The sequence below is a fragment of the Streptomyces antibioticus genome, from assembly GCF_002019855.1.
GTDB classification, from domain to species: domain Bacteria; phylum Actinomycetota; class Actinomycetes; order Streptomycetales; family Streptomycetaceae; genus Streptomyces; species Streptomyces antibioticus_B.
This window is the reverse complement of sequence record NZ_CM007717.1, coordinates 5,834,673-5,852,322: the sequence shown is the minus strand read 5'-3', so window position 1 is coordinate 5,852,322 and position 17,650 is coordinate 5,834,673. Positions and strand designations below refer to the sequence as shown.

The window sequence follows — 17,650 nt, the reverse complement described above, 5'->3', positions numbered from 1 at the left end:
CCCCCAGGATTCTTCTGCACGGCCCAACCAGGGCCGTCGTGTACGTACTGCGGTCTTGAGTTGCTGCTAGCTCGCCATGCGGCGGGCGGCGTCCTCGATACGGTCCGCGAGGGAGCCGTTGATCACCTCGTCGCCGACCTGCACCCGCATCCCGCCGAGGACCTCGGGGTCCACGTCGAGGTTGAGGTGCATCTGGCGCCCGTAGAGCTTCGCCAGGGCGGCGCCCAGGCGTCGCTTCTGCGCGTCGCTCAGCGGCACGGCCGACGTGACCACGGCCACGACCCGGTCGCGGCGCTCGGCGGCCAGCTTGGACAGGGACTCGAGTCCCGCTTCCAGGCTACGTCCTCGCGGCGCGGTCACAAGGCGCGTCACCAGACGCTCGGTGGCCGCGTCGGCACGGCCGCCGAGCAGGCTGCGCAGCAGCTCGCTCTTGGCCGAGGCGGTGGCCTTCCGGTCGGTCAGTGCGGCGCGCAGCTCGGTGTTGGAGGAGACGATCCGCCCGAAGCGGAACAGCTCGTCCTCGACGCTGTCGAGCGCACCGGTCTGCTGCGCGGCGGTGAGGTCGGCGACGTTCGCCAGCTCCTCCAGGGCGTCCACCAGGTCGCGCGACTGCGACCAGCGGGAACGCACCAGGCCGGACACCAGGTCGGCGGTGGTGCCGCTGACCTGCCCGGCGAGCAGGCGCTGGACCAGCTCGGCCTTGGCCTCGCCGGCCTGCGCCGGGTCGGTGAGGACCCGACGCAGCGACACCTCGCGGTCGAGCAGCGCGGTGACGGCCGCCAGCTCGCCCGCGAGCTGAGCGGCGTCCACGGACGTGGAGTCCGTCAGCGCGTCGAGACGCTCACGTGCGGCTGCCAGGGCCTCGCGGCTCGCTCCGTTCATCGCGACGCCTCGGCCTTCTCCTCGAGCTCGTCGAGGAAGCGGTCGATGACGCGGCTCTGGCGGGCGTGGTCCTCGAGGGACTCGCCGACGAGCTTGCCGGCCAGTTCGGTGGCGAGCTTGCCGACGTCCTGGCGCAGCGCGGACGCGGCGGCCTTGCGGTCGGCCTCGATCTGGGTGTGACCGGCGGCGACGATCTCCTCGCGCTGCCGCTGGCCCTCGGCGCGCATCTCGGCGATGAGCGTCGCACCCTGCTCCTGCGCCTCCTGGCGCAGACGAGCGGCCTCGTGCCGGGCCTCGGCGAGCTGAGCCTTGTACTGCTCGAGCACGCTCTGTGCCTCGGTCTGAGCGGCCTCGGCCTTCTCGATACCGCCCTCGATGGCCTCGCGACGCTCTTCCAGAACCTTGTTGATGGTCGGGAGGAGCTTCCAGGCGAGGAAGCCGAAGACGATGACGAAGGCGAGCAGGCCGATGACAAGCTCAGGGATCGGCGGGACGAGGGGGTTTTCCGTCTCCTCGGCCGCCAGAATGAGCAGCTGGCTCATGTCAGTGCCTTTCGTCTAGTCGGCTGGTCGTGGATCGCTAGATCACTTGCCGTAGACGAACGGCATGACCAGACCGATCAGGGCGAGCGCCTCACAGAAGGCGAAGCCCAGGATCTGGTTGGCGCGGATCAGGCCGGCCGCCTCGGGCTGGCGGGCGAGAGCCTGCGTGCCGTTACCGAAGATGATGCCGACGCCGACGCCGGGGCCGATGGCAGCGAGGCCGTAACCGATGGAGCCGAGCGAGCCGGTGACAGCGGCAAGGGTCTGGGACATGCCAGTTCTTCCTTTTCTTTACGGACCGGTGGGGGTTGGCCACCGGACGATCAAGGGGTGTACGAGGGCGCTCAGTGGTGCTCGGCCAGGGCGCCCTGGATGTAGGTGCACGTCAGGAGCACGAACACGTACGCCTGCAGCGCCTGGATGAACAGCTCGAAGGCCGTCATCACGATCGTCATGATGAAGCTGACGCCGGCGTAGGCGATGCCGATGCCGTTCAGCAGGTACCAGCTCGCGATCGTGAAGAGCAGCAGCAGGGTGTGACCGGCGAACATGTTCGCGAAGAGTCGCACCGCGTGCGTGAAGGGGCGCACCAGCAGGTTCGAGAAGAACTCGATGAGCATCGCGAGCGGCAGCACCGCACCGAGCGACTTGTCGTAACCGGTGACGTTCTTGAAGAACCCGACGAAGCCGTGACGCTTGAAGGTCAGCGAGACCCACAGGACGTAGACGATCAGGGCGAGTACGGCGGGGTACGCGATGATCGCCGTCACCGGGAACTGGGCGAGCGGGATGATCGACCAGAGGTTCATCATCCAGACGAAGAAGAACAGCGAGACGATCAGCGGAACGTACTTCTCGCCCTCCTTCTTGCCGATGGTCTCGTACACGACACCGCGCCGGATGAAGTCGTAACCCGCCTCGGCGACCATCTGGAGCTTGCCGGGCACGACCTTCGGCTTGCGGAAGGCGGCCCAGAAGAAGCCGACGACGATGACCGAACCGAGCAGGGCGAGCAGCATGGTCTTGTTGAAGTACAAGTTGCTGTCCCCGTCACCCCAGATGGGTTCGAACAGGAACGAGTGCAGGCCGGGGGCCGGAAAACCACAGCCGTCGAAGATGTGGCAGTCGGTCTCGAAGGCGAGCACCTGCGTCGGGTCAGCACTCACCGCGGGCTCCTTCAGCGTGGCGCATAGGTACGGCAACCTCGTTGTGTCGGCGCGGCGCGCGGCCGCGGTTCGGCACTGGACTGGTGTTACGGATGTGGGGGCGGCTTGGGGGCATCTCGCCTCGCGATTGAACAGGCGTCAGCTCGGATGCCCGCGCCCGCGATGCCGCAGTTGGCACCGGACGATAGCAGGATCTCTCAGACGTCTTTATACCGGCCCTACCCCTCACGACGAGTGCCCCGAGTTTTCGGGCTTCTCGCCCTTCGAGGAGGTCGTGGTGGAGCCCGATTCGGGTTCGACGTAGAGGATCTTGGCCTTCATGTGCGCGCGCGTCTGTGCGGCGATCCAAGCGAGGGTGCCGACGACGAGCGTGATGGCGAAGGCCCGGGGGTTGAAGAGCGTGGTGTCCTTGAACGCGGCGAGGAAGATGAACAGCAACAGGATCTGCGCCGCGTAGAGCATGAGGCCCATCGCCTGGAACAGGTGCGGCAGCGATCGGGCGGTGCGGTTCAGGACGTACATCCCGAGGCCCATGAACGCGATGACCAGGACCGTGGCGACGACGGCTCCGAGGGCTCCCTCGCCGCCGGCGACCACGCCACTGACGACGGCGGCGATAGCGCCGACGGCGGCTGTGGGCACGGCGGCCTGGGCCAGGATCCGGACGTCGTTGGACGGCATGGCGGCAACTCCGCTTTCAAGGGGGGCAGGGGTGTCGTCATGGACGAGCGTAGTCCCGGGCTGAGAGAGAACCTCACACCGGTGGGCCTTCGCACTTCGGGCCCTTCGGCTCTGTCCGGGGAGTTCTCGTGAACGGTATCACAAACTATTTGATGAGGTCTTTACCTGAGGGTGTGCCCACTGTCACACATGAGAGTGAAGGCGCGCGTCTGTGCAGGAACGCGGCCCATGTGTCTGATATTGGACCGGTTCGTTCCCTCATGATTTGGCAATGCTCTAGTCAGACTCTTACCTTGCGGGCCGCCATCCGCCGCCCCTCCGGACACACCTGCGCCCCGGCGGGAAAGCGGCTCCCACCGGGGCACAGGGCCGGACCGTCACACGCGGTGCGAGCCGACGTGGCAGTCCTCACTCATTCGTGCCGCGTTTCAGCAGTCGATGTTCTTGACGCCGCTCGCTTCGGTCCACAGAACTCCGCCATAGGCGAAGCTCTGCGTCTTGTTCCGGCCGATGCTGAATTCCGGGTCCCGGCGGGCGGCCACCGTGACGCTGAAACACGCGGTCCGGGCACAGGAGTTCTTCACCTTGACGTACCGGTTGAACCTCTTGGTGTAGGTGTCGACCAGCTTGACGCAGTCGGCAGCCTGGACCGCCTGCGCGGCCTGGGCAGCCTGCGGCTGGGCCACCGCCTGGGTCGCACCCAAGACGCCGAGCGAACCACTCAGCGCCACCATCGCCGCGATCCCGCTGACGAATTTACGCATGTTCCCTCCGTTTCGGTAAGCAGAGGCGACGTAATGCGTCCTGGTCATGAACGCGTCGCCTCGGCCCGAAACCCTAGATCACCCCGCTCAGCGGTCACAAACGCATATGCACGGCACAACGCCGCCATTCCCCACCGGTACGACTCATTCCGCACTTGTGCGCCGGAGAGCTGTCCAGAGGAACGAATTCAGCGAAAGGGAAGGGCACTGGTCACAGGCTTGGTCCAGCCTTCACCTTTTGCCTCAATTACCTCAGAGGGAACTTTTGGCCAACCTCGCCCCGCGAGAAGGCAGCGTCACGGCGGCCCGTTCTACGGGCGGCTGCGGGTACGCGCGCTGAGCGCCGTGGCCCCATTGGCGCGCATCGCACCGGCGGCGACGGGAGTGCGGGGCTCTTCCTCGACGGCAGCCGTGGGCGGCGCCGCCGGCTCGGGCTCCACGACGGCCCCACGTCGGCGGTAGCGCGGGGGAATGAACGCCTCCGCCCAGCGCGGCGCCCGTGGGGTGAAGCGGGGCAGGAGGAGGAGTACCAGGCCCAGGGCGCTGAGGAAGACGACGCCGAGGACGATCCACATGGCGCCCGCGTTGACGGAGTAGGCCAGGGTGCCGAAGGCGATCAGGCCCGACCAGAAGTACATGATCAGGACCGCGCGGCTGTGCGAGTGGCCGATCTCCAGCAGACGGTGGTGCAGATGCCCGCGGTCCGCGGCGAACGGCGACTGACCGCGCCAGGTCCGGCGGACGATCGCCAGGATCAGGTCGGCGGCCGGGATCGCGATGATCGTGAGCGGCATCACGAGCGGGATGTAGACCGGCACCATCTGGTGGACCGCGCTGCGCTCGGAGTTCGTGTAGAGGTTCATCAGGTCCGGGTCGACCTGGCCGGTGACCGAGATCGCGCCCGCCGCCAGCACCAGCCCGATCAGCATCGAGCCCGAGTCGCCCATGAAGATCCGCGCCGGGTGCATGTTGTGCGGCAGGAAGCCCAGGCACATGCCCATAAGGATCGCCGCGAACAGCGTCGCCGGGGCGGCGGCCTCGATGCCGTACGAGTACCAGATGCGGTAGGCGTACATGAAGAACGCGGCCGACGCGATGCACACCATGCCGGCGGCGAGGCCGTCGAGGCCGTCCACGAAGTTCACCGCGTTGATGGTGATCACGACCAGGGCCACGGTCAGCAGGGTGCCCTGCCACTGGGTGAGCGCCACCGTGCCGACGCCCGGGATGGGCAGCCACAGGATCGTCAGACCCTGCATGACCATCACGCCGGCGGCGATCATCTGGCCGCCCAGCTTGATCAGCGCGTCGATCTCGAACTTGTCGTCCAGGACGCCGATCAGCCAGATCAGGGCGGCGCCCGAGAGCAGGGCGCGCGGCTCGTTGGACTTCTCGAAGACCTCGTTGAGGTTGGTGAGGTGGTCCGCGACCAGCAGACCGGCGCACAGCCCGAAGAACATGGCGATACCGCCGAGCCGCGGAGTCGGTTCCCGGTGCACGTCACGGGCCCTGATCTCCGGCATCGCTCCGGCCACGATCGCGAACTTCCGTACCGGCCCTGTCAGCAGGTAGGTCACCGCGGCCGTGATGCAGAGCGTCAGCAGGTATTCACGCACGGGCTTCCCCACAGATCTCGCTGGCCATCTCAGCCCCACACCCTAGCGATCGACTCCGACGCGGCGCATATGTGTGGGGACTTCCGGGTAGCGACGATGGTTGCACGCGCGGCTGTGGCTTCGGGCGCACGGGGGCGCGTCCACCCGCGCGCCTACCCCGTTTCAGGCGGGATACGGCGGGAACGCGCCCGTCAGTTCCCGCACCTGGGCCCGCGCCTTCGTGACCTCGGTCTCCTTCCTGAGCACCCCCGCGATCAGCGCCGCGATCCGGGCCATCTCCTCCTCCCGCATCCCCTGTGTGGTCACCGCCGCCGTGCCCAGCCGCAGCCCGCGGTCGTGGGCGTGCGGCAGCGCGCAGCAGTCCAGCACGATCCCGGCGGCCGCCAGCAGCCCGCGCGCGGCCCGCCCCTCGACACCCAGCGGCGCCGGATCCGCGGTGATCAGATGCGTGTCCGTGCCACCGGTCGTCACGGCGAGCCCCTCGGCCGCGAGCCCGGCCGCGAGCACCTTGGCGTTGGCGACGACCTGATGGGCGTACACGGTGAACGCGGGCGTCGCCGCCTCCCCGAACGCCACCGCCTTCGCCGCGACGGTGTGCATCTGCGCACCGCCCTGCGTGAAGGGGAAGACGGCCCGGTCCACCCGCTCGGCCAGTTCGGCGCCGCACAGCAGCATCCCGCCGCGCGGACCCCGCAGCACCTTGTGCGTGGTGGCGCACACGACATCGGCGTACGGCACGGGGTTGGGCGCCGCTCCCCCGGCCACCAGGCCGATCGGGTGCGCGGCGTCGGCGATCAGATGGGCGCCCACCTCGTCGGCGACCTCCCGGAAGAGGGCGTAGTCGATATGGCGGGGGTAGGCGATGGAACCGCACACGATCGCCTTGGGCCGGTGCGTACGGGCCAGGGTGCGGACCTGCTCGTAGTCGATCAGCCCGGTCTCGGCGTCCACCCCGTAGGGGACGAAGTCGAACCAGCGCCCGGAGAAGTTCGCCGGCGACCCGTGGGTGAGATGCCCGCCGTAGGGCAGCCCGAGGGCGAGGACGGTGTCCCCGGGCCGCAGCAGCGCCGCGTACGCCGCCAGCACGGCCGACGAGCCGGAATGCGCCTGTACGTTGGCGTGGCCGGCCCCGAAGAGGGCCTTGGCGCGGTCCACGGCGAGCCGCTCGGCGACGTCGACCAGTTCACAGCCGCCGTGGTGCCGGGCGCCCGGATAGCCCTCCGCGTACTTGTTGGCCAGCGGTGAGCCCAGCGCGGCCAGCACGGCGGGCGAGGTGAAGTTCTCGGCGGCGATCAACTGGAGCGACGTCGCCTGGCGCTCCCGCTCCCCGTCCAGGATCTCCGCCAGCTCGGGGTCCTGCCCACGCAGAACATCGGCCTCGTGAACGGGAACGACCGACATGGTGGACTCCGAGGCGCCGACAATGACGTACGTCCAATGTAGGCCCGCCGCAGCCCCACCGCGCCCCACCTCCGGCAGGGGCGGCCCCGCCCCCGGGTCACATCCGCGCCGGAACCCCCGTCAGCGCCGTCACCACCGGATCCAGCGCCTGATGTATCTCGTCCCCGATCGAGCGGAAGAACGGCAGGGGCGCCCCGTACGGGTCGTACACCTCGTCCGCCTCCAGCGTCGGCGCGAGGAGCCAGCCCCGCAGCGCCGCCGCGGCCCGCACCAGCGCCCGGGCCCGCCGTACGACACCCTCCTCCAGCGGCGGCAGCGTCGCGGGGTCGATCGCGTTGACCAGCCGGGTGAACTCCTTCAGCGTGAAGGTGCGCAGCCCCGCCGAGTGCCCCATGGAGATGACCTGGGCACGGTGGTCGCGGGTCGCGGTCAGCACCAGGTCGGCCATGATGACGTGCTCGTCGAGCAGCTCACGCCCGGTGAAGCCGGAGGCGTCCGCGCCGAAGTCGGCCAGCACGGTCTCCGCGTTGGACTCCATCGGCGCGCCCTCGTGGCCCCAGGTGCCCGCGCTCTCCACGATCAGCCCGCCGCCCAGCACCCCGAGCCGCTGCGACACGAAATGCCGGGTCAGCCGCTCGGTGATGGGCGAGCGGCAGACGTTGCCGGTGCTGACGTGGAGGATGCGGAAGGTGTCGCGCGGCAGTCCGACGAAGGTCGTCGTGATCTCCGCGGCGCGCTCCCCGTTGCCTATGCCACGCCCCGCGTCAGGGGCTGTCAATTCGCCACCTCGAGGTCGGGTACGACCTTCCTCAGCTCGTCCGCCGAGATCGCCCCCGCCCGCAGCAGCACCGGCACCTCGCGGCTGACGTCGACGATCGAGGACGGCACGTTGCCGGGGGTGGGGCCGCCGTCGAGGTAGACGGAGACGGAGTCGCCGAGCATCTCCTGGGCAAAGTCGCAGTTCTCCGGCGCCGGGTGGCCGGTGAGGTTGGCGGAGGAGACGGCCATCGGGCCGACCTCGGTGAGCAGCTCGATGGCGACCGGGTGCAGCGGCATGCGCACGGCGACCGTGCCCCGGGTGTCGCCCAGGTCCCACTGGAGGGACGGCTGGTGCCGGGCGACGAGCGTGAGCGCGCCCGGCCAGAAGGCGTCGACCAGCTCCCAGGCCAGCTCGGAGAAGTCCGTGACGAGGCCGTGCAGCGTGTTCGGGGAGCCGATGAGGACGGGCGTGGGCATGTTGCGGCCGCGGCCCTTGGCCTCCAGCAGATCGCCGACGGCCTCCTTGGTGAACGCGTCGGCGCCGATGCCGTACACCGTGTCGGTCGGGAGGACCACGAGCTCGCCACGGCGGACGGCGGACGCGGCCTCGCGCAGACCGGTCACACGGTCGGTCGCGTCGTTGGTGTCGTATCGCCGAGCCATGTCTAGCGGGCCTCCTCGTGCACGTACTGCTGGACGGAAGTCTGGGGGGTGTGCGCCCGGGGGTTCACGGCATGGCCCGGCGGGCGGTCGCGAAGCGGGGGCGGTTGTTGAGGTCCGGGTGGTCGGCCGCGTCGGCCCAGCCCCGCTCCTCGGTGAAGATCCACGGCACCTGGCCGCCCTGGGTGTCGGCGTGCTCGACGACGACGACACCGCCGGGGCGCAGCAGCCGGTGCGCGGTGCGTTCCAGGCCCCGGATCAGGTCCAGGCCGTCCTCGCCGGAGAACAGGGCCAGCTCGGGGTCGTAGTCCCGCGCCTCGGGAGCGACGTACTCCCATTCGGTGAGCGGGATGTACGGCGGGTTGGAGACGACCAGGTCGACCTGGCCGTCGAGGTCCCGGAAGGCGTCCAGGGCGTTGCCCTGCCGCAGGTCGACCCTGGAGCCCTGCATGTTCTTGCGGGTCCACACCAGGGCGTCCTCGGACAGCTCCACGGCGTGCACGCGCGAGCGCGGCACCTCCTGGGCGAGGGCGAGCGCGATGGCGCCGGAGCCGGTGCACAGGTCGACGATGCACGGCTCGACGACGTCCATGGCGCGGACCGCGTCTATGGCCCAGCCGACGACCGACTCGGTCTCGGGGCGCGGCACGAAGACTCCGGGGCCGACCTGGAGCTCCAGGTACCGGAAGTAGGCCCGCCCGGTGATGTGCTGGAGCGGCTCGCGCTGCTCGCGCCGGGCGATGACCTCCCAGTACCGGGCGTCGAAGTCGGAGTCCTTCACGGAGTGGAGTTCACCGCGCTTCACGCCGTGCACGAACGCGGCCAGCTCCTCCGCGTCGTTGCGCGGCGAGGGCACGCCGGCGTCGGCCAGCCGCTGGGTGGCCTGGGCCACCTCTGCGAGCAGCAGGTTCACGCAAGTCCTCCGTGTCGTACTCGAGCGTGCACAGCCTTACGCGGCTGCGAGCTTCGCGGCCGAGTCCGCGTCGACGCATGCCTGGATCACCGCGTCGAGGTCGCCGTCCAGGACCTGGTCCAGGTTGTACGCCTTGAAGCCGACGCGGTGGTCCGAGATGCGGTTCTCCGGGAAGTTGTAGGTACGGATCTTCTCGGAGCGGTCGACGGTGCGGACCTGGCTGCGGCGGGCGTCGGCGGCCTCCCGCTCCGCCTCCTCCTGCGCCGCCGCGAGCAGCCTGGAGCGCAGGATACGCATCGCCTGCTCCTTGTTCTGAAGCTGGCTCTTCTCGTTCTGGCAGGAAGCGACGACTCCGGTGGGAATGTGCGTGATGCGCACGGCGGAGTCGGTGGTGTTCACGGACTGTCCGCCGGGCCCGGAGGACCGGTAGACGTCGATGCGGAGGTCGTTCGGGTTGATCTCGACGTCGACCTCCTCCGCCTCGGGCGTGACGAGGACACCGGCGGCGGAGGTGTGGATGCGGCCCTGCGACTCGGTCGCCGGGACGCGCTGCACCCGGTGCACCCCGCCCTCGTACTTCATCCGCGCCCACACGCCCTGGCCGGGCTCGGTGGCGCCCTGGCCGCCCTTGGTCTTCACGGCGACCTGGACGTCCTTGTAGCCGCCCAGCTCGGACTCGGTGGCGTCGATGATCTCGGTCTTCCAGCCGACGCGCTCGGCGTAGCGCAGGTACATGCGCAGCAGGTCGCCGGCGAACAGGGCCGACTCGTCGCCGCCCGCGCCCGCCTTGATCTCCAGGATGACGTCCTTGTCGTCGCTCGGGTCGCGCGGGACGAGGAGGAGGCGCAGCTTCTCCGTGAGTTCCTCGCGCTGCCGGTCGAGCACCTTGACCTCGGCGGCGAAGTCGGGGTCGTCGGCGGCGAACTCGCGGGCGGTCTCGATGTCGTCGCCGGTCTGCTTCCAGGAGCGGTAGGTGGCGACGATCGGGGTCAGCTCGGCGTACCGCTTGTTGAGCTTGCGCGCGTTGGCCTGGTCGGCGAAGACCGACGGGTCGGCGAGCTTCTTCTCCAGATCGGCGTGTTCACCGAGGAGGTCTTCGACGGCCTCGAACATCTTGGGCTCCTGTACTGCTGGCGTGCGCGTGTTGCCGCGCGGGAAGGGGAAGGCGGGCGACCAAAAACGCCGGTCCCGGCGCACCCCGCAGGGGCACGGCCGTGGACCGGCGAAAAGGGGCTCGCTACTTCGAGGAGCCGGCGGCAGCCTTGCCGAAGCGGGCCTCGAAGCGGGCCACACGGCCACCGGTGTCGAGGATCTTCTGCTTGCCCGTGTAGAACGGGTGGCACTCGGAGCAGACGTCGGCGCGGATGGTGCCGCTGTCGATCGTGCTGCGGGTGGTGAACGACGCGCCGCAGGTGCAGCTCACCTGCGTCTCGACGTACTCGGGGTGGATGTCGCGCTTCAAGGTGTCTCCTAGTTTCGGGAGGGCGCCGGGTCGCCGCCGCGGGATACGGGAGCGTGAACCGGAGCCGACGTACCAGTCTGCCAGGACTGGCGCCATCCCCCAAAACCGGGGTGCGGGGTGATCTATTCCCGCGGTCCGTCCCCGATCCGTCCCGCGGCCCGTCCCGCGGTCTCTACGACGCGGTGACGACGCCGTCCGCCTCGCCCGTGGCGTTGCCCTCGGTGGCCTCCCTCGGGATCGGCCGGTCGTTCTTGAGGGCCGTCCAGACCTGCTCCGCCTTGGTCTCCGAGACGACGACCCGGTTGGGGTCGGCGGGGTCGTAGCGGACCGGCAGGGTGACCATGTGCATGTTCGACGCCTTGATGCCCTTGAGTCCTGACGCCCAGGACATCAGGGTCTTCACCGAGCCGAGGTCGGAGTCGGTGGTGACCGCCTTGGTGGCGGTGTCGGCGAGGTCGTACAGCTTCTTCGGGCTGGTGAACAGGCCGACCTCGCGGACCTGCTCGACGAGCGCCTTGATGAACGCCTGCTGGAGCTGGATGCGGCCGAGGTCGGAGCCGTCGCCGACGCCGTGCCGGGTGCGGACCAGGCCGAGGGCCTGCTCGCCGGTGAGGGTGTGGGTGCCGGCCGTCAGCTCGAGATGGCTGTCGGGGTCGTCGATGGCCTTGGTGGTGGTGACCTCGACGCCGCCGAGTTCGTCGATGAGCTTCTCGAAGCCCGCGAAGTCGACCTCGAGGTAGTGGTCCATCCGGATGCCGCTCATCGACTCGACGGTCTTCACCGCGCAGGCGGCGCCGCCCGTGGAGTAGGCCGAGTTGAACATCACGCCGCGTGCCGCGTCATGGGTGACGCCCTGGGTGTCGGTGCACTCGGGGCGGTCGATCAGGGTGTCGCGCGGGACGGAGACCACGCTGGCCTTCTTGTGGCCCTCGTAGACGTGGACGATCATCGCGGTGTCGGAGCGGGCGCTGCCGTCGTCGGTGCCGCCGCCGAGCTTCTTGTTGGCGCCGGAGCGGGTGTCCGAGCCCAGGACCAGGATGTTCTCGGAGCCGTTGTCCGCCTTGTCGGGCCGGTCGGTGCCGAGCGCCTGATTGATGTCGACGCTTCTGATGTTGCCGTTGAGCTTGAAGTACAGATAGCCGGCGCCGGTGCCGCCGAGGATCACGATCCCCGCGGCCGTCCAGGCCATCACCAGCAGTCCCTTGCGCCTGCCCCGCTCCCGGCGGTGGCGCGGGCCGCTGTCGGCCTCCCCCGGTATGCCGGGCTCCGGTGTGCTCTCGGCGGTCATGTGCTCCTCTGTTCTCGTGCGAACCTCACCATCGTCACTCCGCCTGGTCAGACGGGGAAACTCGAACGGCGGTTGCACGACGCTCCGTGACCGAATCGCGAGGATTCGATCACGGAGCGTTTCCAGAGGGCCGGGCGGACCCGGCTCACCTGCGTAAAGGGCCGAAATCAGCCGAACAGGTCGTACGTCTTGAAACCGGTACCGAGCGACACGCGTGTGGCGAAGATCGCGCTGGTGTTCTTGCCGGTGCCCTTGTAGAGGTACAGCGTGCCGCCCGGCGTACGGGTCAGCAGATCGGCCTTGCCGTCGCCGTTGACGTCCCCGACGGTGTCGAAGACGTTGTACGTCGTGGTGGGCCACGTGGCGACCTTGAGACGGGCCGCGAAGGCGCCCGTGCCGGCCTTGCCGGTGCCCCGGTAGAGGTAGACGGCGCCGGTGCTCTTGTTGCGGACGATCAGGTCGGCACGGCCGTCGCCGTTGAAGTCGCCGTGGCCGCGCACGATGTCGTACTGCGTCCAGTTGGTGGCGGCCTGGATCCGGCTCCCCAGCTTCCCGTCGCCCTTGCCCGGGTAGATCCACACCACACCCGCGGAGTCGACGGACACGACGTCCGGCAGGGTGTCGCCGGTGACGTCACCGGGGGCGACGATCGCCCGGCGGGTCTTCCAGTTGTCGGCCAGCAGGTTGCTCACCCAGCTGTCGGTGGACGGCACGTAGTGCCGCCAGTAGACGTCACCGTCGGAGGTGCGGCGCTGGATCAGGTCCTGGTAGCCGTCCCGGTTGAGGTCGGCCTGCACCACCAGGTTCCAGGCCGAGTACGAGCCCCAGGACGCCCGGGAACCGAGCGAACCGCCCTTGGAGGGCAGGTGGTAGCCGGTCTTGGTGGAGGAGTTGCGCACCCACACGTCGGCGTAGTTGTCACCGGTGATCTCGGTGTCGTCGATCCGCGGGTAGGTCGCGCCGACGTACGTGGTGACCTTGGTGAAGACGCTGTACGCGCCCTGCTTCACGCAGTCCCTGACACCCCAGGAGACGACACCCACGATCTTGCCGCCGACCACCAGCGGGCCGCCGGAGTCGCCGTTGCAGGCCGAGGTGGTGCCGGTGTCCGAGCCGGAGGCCGGGGTGCCCGCGCACACCATGTGCCCCGCGATGAAGTCCGCCTCATAGAAGCCCGAGCAGGTCGCGTTGGACTGGATCGGCAGGGTGGCCGTCTTCAGCACGTCGGAGATGTTCTCGTTCGTGGACGTGGTGCGTCCCCAGCCGTAGACCTTCGCCGCGGTGTTCGCCGCGTACGAGGCGGTGTCACCGGCCGTCGTCATCGGGATCGGCTTCGCCTTGACCGGGTTCGGCAGGGTCAGCAGCGCGATGTCGTTGTCGATGGTGGCGGCGTTGTACGACGGGTAGTTCCACTGCCGCCAGACACCGCTCACGGTGCCGCCGTGCAGGTCGACGTCGCCGCCCGCGTCCTCCGACGGGAGCTGCGCGGTGCCGGTGACGACGACGCCGTGGGCCTTCCAGTTGTAGCCCTTGACGCAGTGCGCGGCGGTGAGGATCTTCGTCGGCGCGACCACGGCGCCGCCGCAGAAGAAGCCGATGTCGTCGGCGGTGGTGCTGGTGCCGCGGTCGTCGCCGTACCAGAGCTGCGCCATCCAGGGCGCGTTGGTGATGGTGGTCGTCGAACCGCCGATGACCTTCGGGTCGACGGTGGCGGACCCCGTGCTCGCGCTCAGGGACGCCTTCGAGGACGTCTCCCCCGCGATGTCGTCGCCGGCGAGGGCCGTCGACAGCCGCGCGTCCAGTTGGGCGGCCGACGGCGTGCTCCGCACCGGCGTCGGGACCGCCGGGGCCGCGTCGGCCGACGACGTCAGGAGCAATCCGCCGACGGTCGCGGCGAGCGTGGCCGCCACGACCGGCAGGACGAGACGTATCCGGCGTCTGTGCCGGCCCCCGGACATACGTGTACCCACTCGTGTCCCCCCTCGGGATCAGAAGTGCAGGATCGGTGCGCCCGAACGGCCGACCGAAGGGCGTGATCGTAACAACGCCCACCGACAACGCGAAGGGCCGCCCCCGGCATCGGGAGCGGCCCTTCTACGGCGTACGGGGCGACGTCAGTCGTTGTTGCCCGGCGACGGCGTCGTCTTCTGGATCTGCATCAGGAACTCGGCGTTCGACTTGGTCTGCTTCATCTTGTCGAGGAGCAGCTCGATCGCCTGCTGCTGGTCGAGCGCGTGCAGCACCCGGCGCAGCTTCCATACGATGCCCAGCTCCTCGGCACCGAGCAGGATCTCCTCCTTGCGGGTACCGGACGCGTCGACGTCCACCGCGGGGAAGATGCGCTTGTCGGCGAGCTTCCGGTCGAGCTTGAGCTCCATGTTGCCGGTGCCCTTGAACTCCTCGAAGATCACCTCGTCCATGCGGGACCCGGTGTCCACCAGGGCGGTGGCGAGGATGGTCAGCGAGCCGCCGTCCTCGATGTTGCGGGCCGCACCGAAGAAGCGCTTCGGCGGGTACAGGGCCGTCGAGTCGACACCACCGGACAGGATGCGGCCGGAGGCCGGGGCGGCGAGGTTGTACGCACGGCCCAGACGCGTGATCGAGTCGAGCAGCACGACCACGTCGTGGCCCAGCTCCACCAGGCGCTTGGCGCGCTCGATGGCCAGCTCGGCGACCGTGGTGTGGTCCTCGGCCGGGCGGTCGAAGGTCGAGGAGATGACCTCGCCCTTCACCGACCGCTGCATGTCGGTGACCTCTTCCGGACGCTCGTCGACCAGGACGACCATCAGGTGGCACTCGGGGTTGTTGTGCGTGATCGCGTTGGCGATCGCCTGCATGATCATGGTCTTGCCGGTCTTCGGCGGGGCCACGATCAGACCGCGCTGGCCCTTGCCGATCGGCGACACGAGGTCGATGATCCGCGTGGTCAGCACGCCCGGGTCCGTCTCCAGACGGAGGCGGTCCTGCGGGTAGAGCGGGGTCAGCTTGTTGAACTCCGGGCGGCCGCGGCCGTGTTCGGGCGCCATGCCGTTGACGGAGTCCAGGCGCACCAGCGCGTTGAACTTCTCGCGGCGCTCGCCCTCCTTGGGCTGGCGGACCGCGCCGGTGATGTGGTCGCCCTTGCGCAGGCCGTTCTTGCGGACCTGGGCGAGGGAGACGTACACGTCGTTCGGGCCGGGCAGGTAGCCGGAGGTCCGGATGAACGCGTAGTTGTCGAGGATGTCCAGGATGCCCGCGACGGGGATCAGGACGTCGTCGTCGGCGAGCTGCGGCTCGGCGGTGCCGATCTCGTCGCGCCCGCGACGGCCGCGGCGGTCACGGTAGCGGCCACGGCGGCCACGGCGGCCGCCGTCGAAGTCGTCGTCGTCCTGCGGGCCGGAGTTGCGGTCCTGACGGCTCTGCTGCTGGGTCTGCTGACCGCGCTGCTGGCCGCCGCCCTGCTGCTCGTCGCCCTTGCCACGGCGGTCGCCGCGGTCGCCACCGCGGTCACGGTCGCCGCTGCGGTCACGGTCGCGGCCGCGCTCACGGCGGTCCCGGCGACGGCCGTCGGCCTCGCCCTCGGCGGTCTTGGCGTCGCCCTGCGGCTGCGCGGGCGCCTCGGTCCTGGTCTCGGCCTTGGCCTCGGCGACGACCGTCTCGGGGCTGCCCGCCTCGGCGGTGGCGCGGCGACGGCGGCGCTCGGCGGGGGCGTCGCCGCGCTCGGTGTCACCGGCGCGGGCGCCACCGGCCGGCTGGCCGGGGATCTCGATCTGCTGCTGGGCCACGGCCTTCTCGGCGGGGGCCTCGGCGGCCTTGGGAGCGTCCGCCTTCTTCTCGGCGGACTCGTCACCGGTGCGCGCCTTGGAGGTGGCGCGGCGCTTGGGCTTGGTCTCGGCGGCCGGAGCGTCGGCCTTCGCCGGCGCGGCGCCGCCACCGGCCTGCGCCTCCTTGATGACCTCGATCAGCTGGCTCTTGCGCATCCGCGCGGTGCCCCTGATGCCGAGGCCGGAGGCTACCTGCTGAAGCTCCGCCAGCACCATGCCCTCGAGGCCGGTACCGCGGCGCCGCCGGGAGCCGGCACCGCCGGCAGGCGCGGAGGCGTCCGTGGCGGGCGCGGCAGCGGTCTCCTCGACACGTGCGCCCATCAGATCGGTGGTGTCGCTCACGAAGGGTCCTTCCCTGGAGCGGACGTCGGCCTGTCTGGCTCGGCGACCGGTTGTGCTGTCCGACTTCGGTCCTTGCTGAGGCGAAGCCGGGCGGTGGTCCGCTCAAAGCGGCGGAGGAAAATTTGCTGGTGATGGTGCTTCCCCGACGATCCGTGGCATCGAGTGTCACGAGGCGTGGTAGCACCGATTCCGGAGCGTGCCCTGCAGACCGCTCAGCGTCGGTGTACGGCGTACTGCCCAGATACGACATACGGAACGCAGTGCGGCTTGGGGAGCTCCCGGAAGAATGTCTGTCCCGGACGGGGACACGAAGCACCTCGCCATGGTGGGGTCGGGTGCAGACTTGAGGTTAACACTACCGGATCCAACAAACATTCCCCCTCTCGAAATCCGGCAACCGTGCACTAAATGTCGCCGGAACGCGTGTCACCCACCGGCGCGAGCGGCAGCACGCTCGCCCCCTCGAGGTCCAGGGCCAGCCGGTTCGCCGCCCAGTCCGTGCCCGCCAGGGCCTCGACCTTGTCGGCCGTACCGGCGTCGGCGAGCGCCATCACGGTGGGCCCGGCACCGGAGATGACCGCGGGGATCCCGTCGCCGCGCAGCCGCTCCACCAGGGCGGCGCTCTCCGGCATGGCGGGGGCGCGGTACTCCTGGTGCAGCCGGTCCTCGGTGGCGGGCAGCAGCAGTTCGGGGCGGTTGGTCAGCGCCTCGACGAGCAGGGCGGCACGGCCCGCGTTGGCGGCGGCGTCGACGTGCGGCACGGAGCGCGGGAGGAGTCCGCGCGCCGTCTCGGTCAGGACCGGCTTACCGGGGACGAAAACCACCGGAACGATGGAATCGTCGGGCTCCATCCTGATCGCGCGCGCGGCGCCCGACTCCATCCAGGACAAGGTGAATCCGCCGAGCAGACAGGCCGCGACGTTGTCCGGGTGGCCCTCGATCTCGGTGGCCAGCTCCAGCAGCGCGGTGTCGTCGAGCTTGCTCTCGCCGCCTATGGTCACCGCGCGCGCGGCGACGATGCCGGCGCAGATCGCGGCGGAGGAGGAACCGAGGCCCCGGCCGTGCGGGATGCGGTTGGCGCAGACGATCTCGAGGCCGCGCGGCTGACCGCCCAGGACGTCGAAGGCGGTGCGCAGGGAGCGGACGAGGAGGTGCTTCTCGTCGCGCGGCAGCGTCTCGCTGCCCTCACCCGCGATGTCGATGTGCAGCCCGGAGTCGGCCACCCGGACGACGACGTCGTCGTAGAGCCCCAGCGCGAGGCCGAAGGCGTCGAAGCCCGGGCCGAGGTTGGCGCTGGTGGCGGGGACGCGCACCCGTACGGCGGCGGCGCGGAAGGCGGGACCGGCCATCTCGCGATGACTCTCCTTGAGC

The 17,650-nt window shown here is 69.8% G+C and carries 17 protein-coding genes; all 17 read right to left on the bottom strand.

What is annotated here, in order from left to right:
* Positions 1–66 precede the first annotated feature (66 nt).
* A complete protein-coding gene (locus AFM16_RS26660) occupies positions 67–882 on the bottom strand; it encodes a F0F1 ATP synthase subunit delta (protein WP_030784629.1) in 816 nt (271 codons plus the stop codon).
* Positions 879–1,424 (bottom strand): F0F1 ATP synthase subunit B, encoded by a 546-nt coding sequence (locus AFM16_RS26655; RefSeq protein WP_030784626.1) that lies wholly within the window; start codon positions 1,422–1,424, stop codon positions 879–881. Before AFM16_RS26655 ends, AFM16_RS26660 begins: the two co-directional genes overlap by 4 nt.
* Positions 1,425–1,466: 42 nt before the next feature.
* Positions 1,467–1,697 (bottom strand): ATP synthase F0 subunit C, encoded by a 231-nt coding sequence (gene atpE, locus AFM16_RS26650; RefSeq protein WP_030784624.1) that lies wholly within the window; start codon positions 1,695–1,697, stop codon positions 1,467–1,469.
* A gap of 71 nt (positions 1,698–1,768) precedes the next feature.
* Complete coding sequence (atpB, locus tag AFM16_RS26645) at positions 1,769–2,590, bottom strand: F0F1 ATP synthase subunit A (protein WP_030784621.1); 822 nt, start codon at positions 2,588–2,590, stop codon at positions 1,769–1,771.
* Positions 2,591–2,815: 225 nt separating this feature from the next.
* Positions 2,816–3,271: a Cg1360 family ATP-synthase-associated protein gene (locus tag AFM16_RS26640; protein ID WP_078634848.1), complete on the bottom strand. Its 456-nt coding sequence runs from the start codon at positions 3,269–3,271 to the stop codon at positions 2,816–2,818.
* Positions 3,272–3,699: 428 nt separating this feature from the next.
* Positions 3,700–4,035, bottom strand: coding sequence for a hypothetical protein (locus AFM16_RS26635; RefSeq protein WP_245177810.1), 336 nt, complete (start codon positions 4,033–4,035; stop codon positions 3,700–3,702).
* 311 nt (positions 4,036–4,346) lie between these two features.
* A complete protein-coding gene (locus tag AFM16_RS26630) occupies positions 4,347–5,651 on the bottom strand; it encodes an MraY family glycosyltransferase (RefSeq protein ID WP_078634846.1) in 1,305 nt (434 codons plus the stop codon).
* Positions 5,652–5,813: 162 nt separating this feature from the next.
* Entirely contained in the window at positions 5,814–7,052 is a 1,239-nt protein-coding gene (gene glyA / locus AFM16_RS26625) for a serine hydroxymethyltransferase (protein ID WP_078634845.1), read from the bottom strand.
* Positions 7,053–7,149: 97 nt separating this feature from the next.
* A complete protein-coding gene (locus tag AFM16_RS26620; RefSeq protein ID WP_030784607.1) occupies positions 7,150–7,830 on the bottom strand; it encodes an arsenate reductase/protein-tyrosine-phosphatase family protein in 681 nt (226 codons plus the stop codon).
* Complete coding sequence (locus AFM16_RS26615) at positions 7,827–8,474, bottom strand: L-threonylcarbamoyladenylate synthase (RefSeq protein ID WP_030784604.1); 648 nt, start codon at positions 8,472–8,474, stop codon at positions 7,827–7,829. Before AFM16_RS26615 ends, AFM16_RS26620 begins: the two co-directional genes overlap by 4 nt.
* Positions 8,475–8,538: 64 nt before the next feature.
* Positions 8,539–9,384, bottom strand: a complete 846-nt coding sequence (gene prmC, locus AFM16_RS26610; protein ID WP_030784601.1) for a peptide chain release factor N(5)-glutamine methyltransferase — start codon at positions 9,382–9,384, stop codon at positions 8,539–8,541.
* A 36-nt stretch (positions 9,385–9,420) separates the two neighbouring features.
* Positions 9,421–10,497 carry a peptide chain release factor 1 gene (prfA, locus tag AFM16_RS26605; RefSeq protein ID WP_030784598.1) on the bottom strand — a complete coding sequence of 359 codons (1,077 nt, stop codon included), beginning with the start codon at positions 10,495–10,497 and terminating at the stop codon, positions 9,421–9,423.
* A gap of 124 nt (positions 10,498–10,621) precedes the next feature.
* Positions 10,622–10,846: a 50S ribosomal protein L31 gene (rpmE, locus tag AFM16_RS26600; RefSeq protein ID WP_030784595.1), complete on the bottom strand. Its 225-nt coding sequence runs from the start codon at positions 10,844–10,846 to the stop codon at positions 10,622–10,624.
* 172 nt (positions 10,847–11,018) lie between these two features.
* Positions 11,019–12,134 (bottom strand): LCP family protein, encoded by a 1,116-nt coding sequence (locus AFM16_RS26595; protein ID WP_078634844.1) that lies wholly within the window; start codon positions 12,132–12,134, stop codon positions 11,019–11,021.
* 167 nt (positions 12,135–12,301) lie between these two features.
* Positions 12,302–14,092 (bottom strand): trypsin-like serine protease, encoded by a 1,791-nt coding sequence (locus tag AFM16_RS26590; RefSeq protein WP_078634843.1) that lies wholly within the window; start codon positions 14,090–14,092, stop codon positions 12,302–12,304.
* 156 nt (positions 14,093–14,248) lie between these two features.
* Positions 14,249–16,279 carry a transcription termination factor Rho gene (rho, locus tag AFM16_RS26585; RefSeq protein ID WP_078634842.1) on the bottom strand — a complete coding sequence of 677 codons (2,031 nt, stop codon included), beginning with the start codon at positions 16,277–16,279 and terminating at the stop codon, positions 14,249–14,251.
* Between the two features lie 404 nt (positions 16,280–16,683).
* A complete protein-coding gene (gene thrB, locus AFM16_RS26580; protein ID WP_030784583.1) occupies positions 16,684–17,628 on the bottom strand; it encodes a homoserine kinase in 945 nt (314 codons plus the stop codon).
* Between the last annotated feature and the right edge of the window lie 22 nt (positions 17,629–17,650).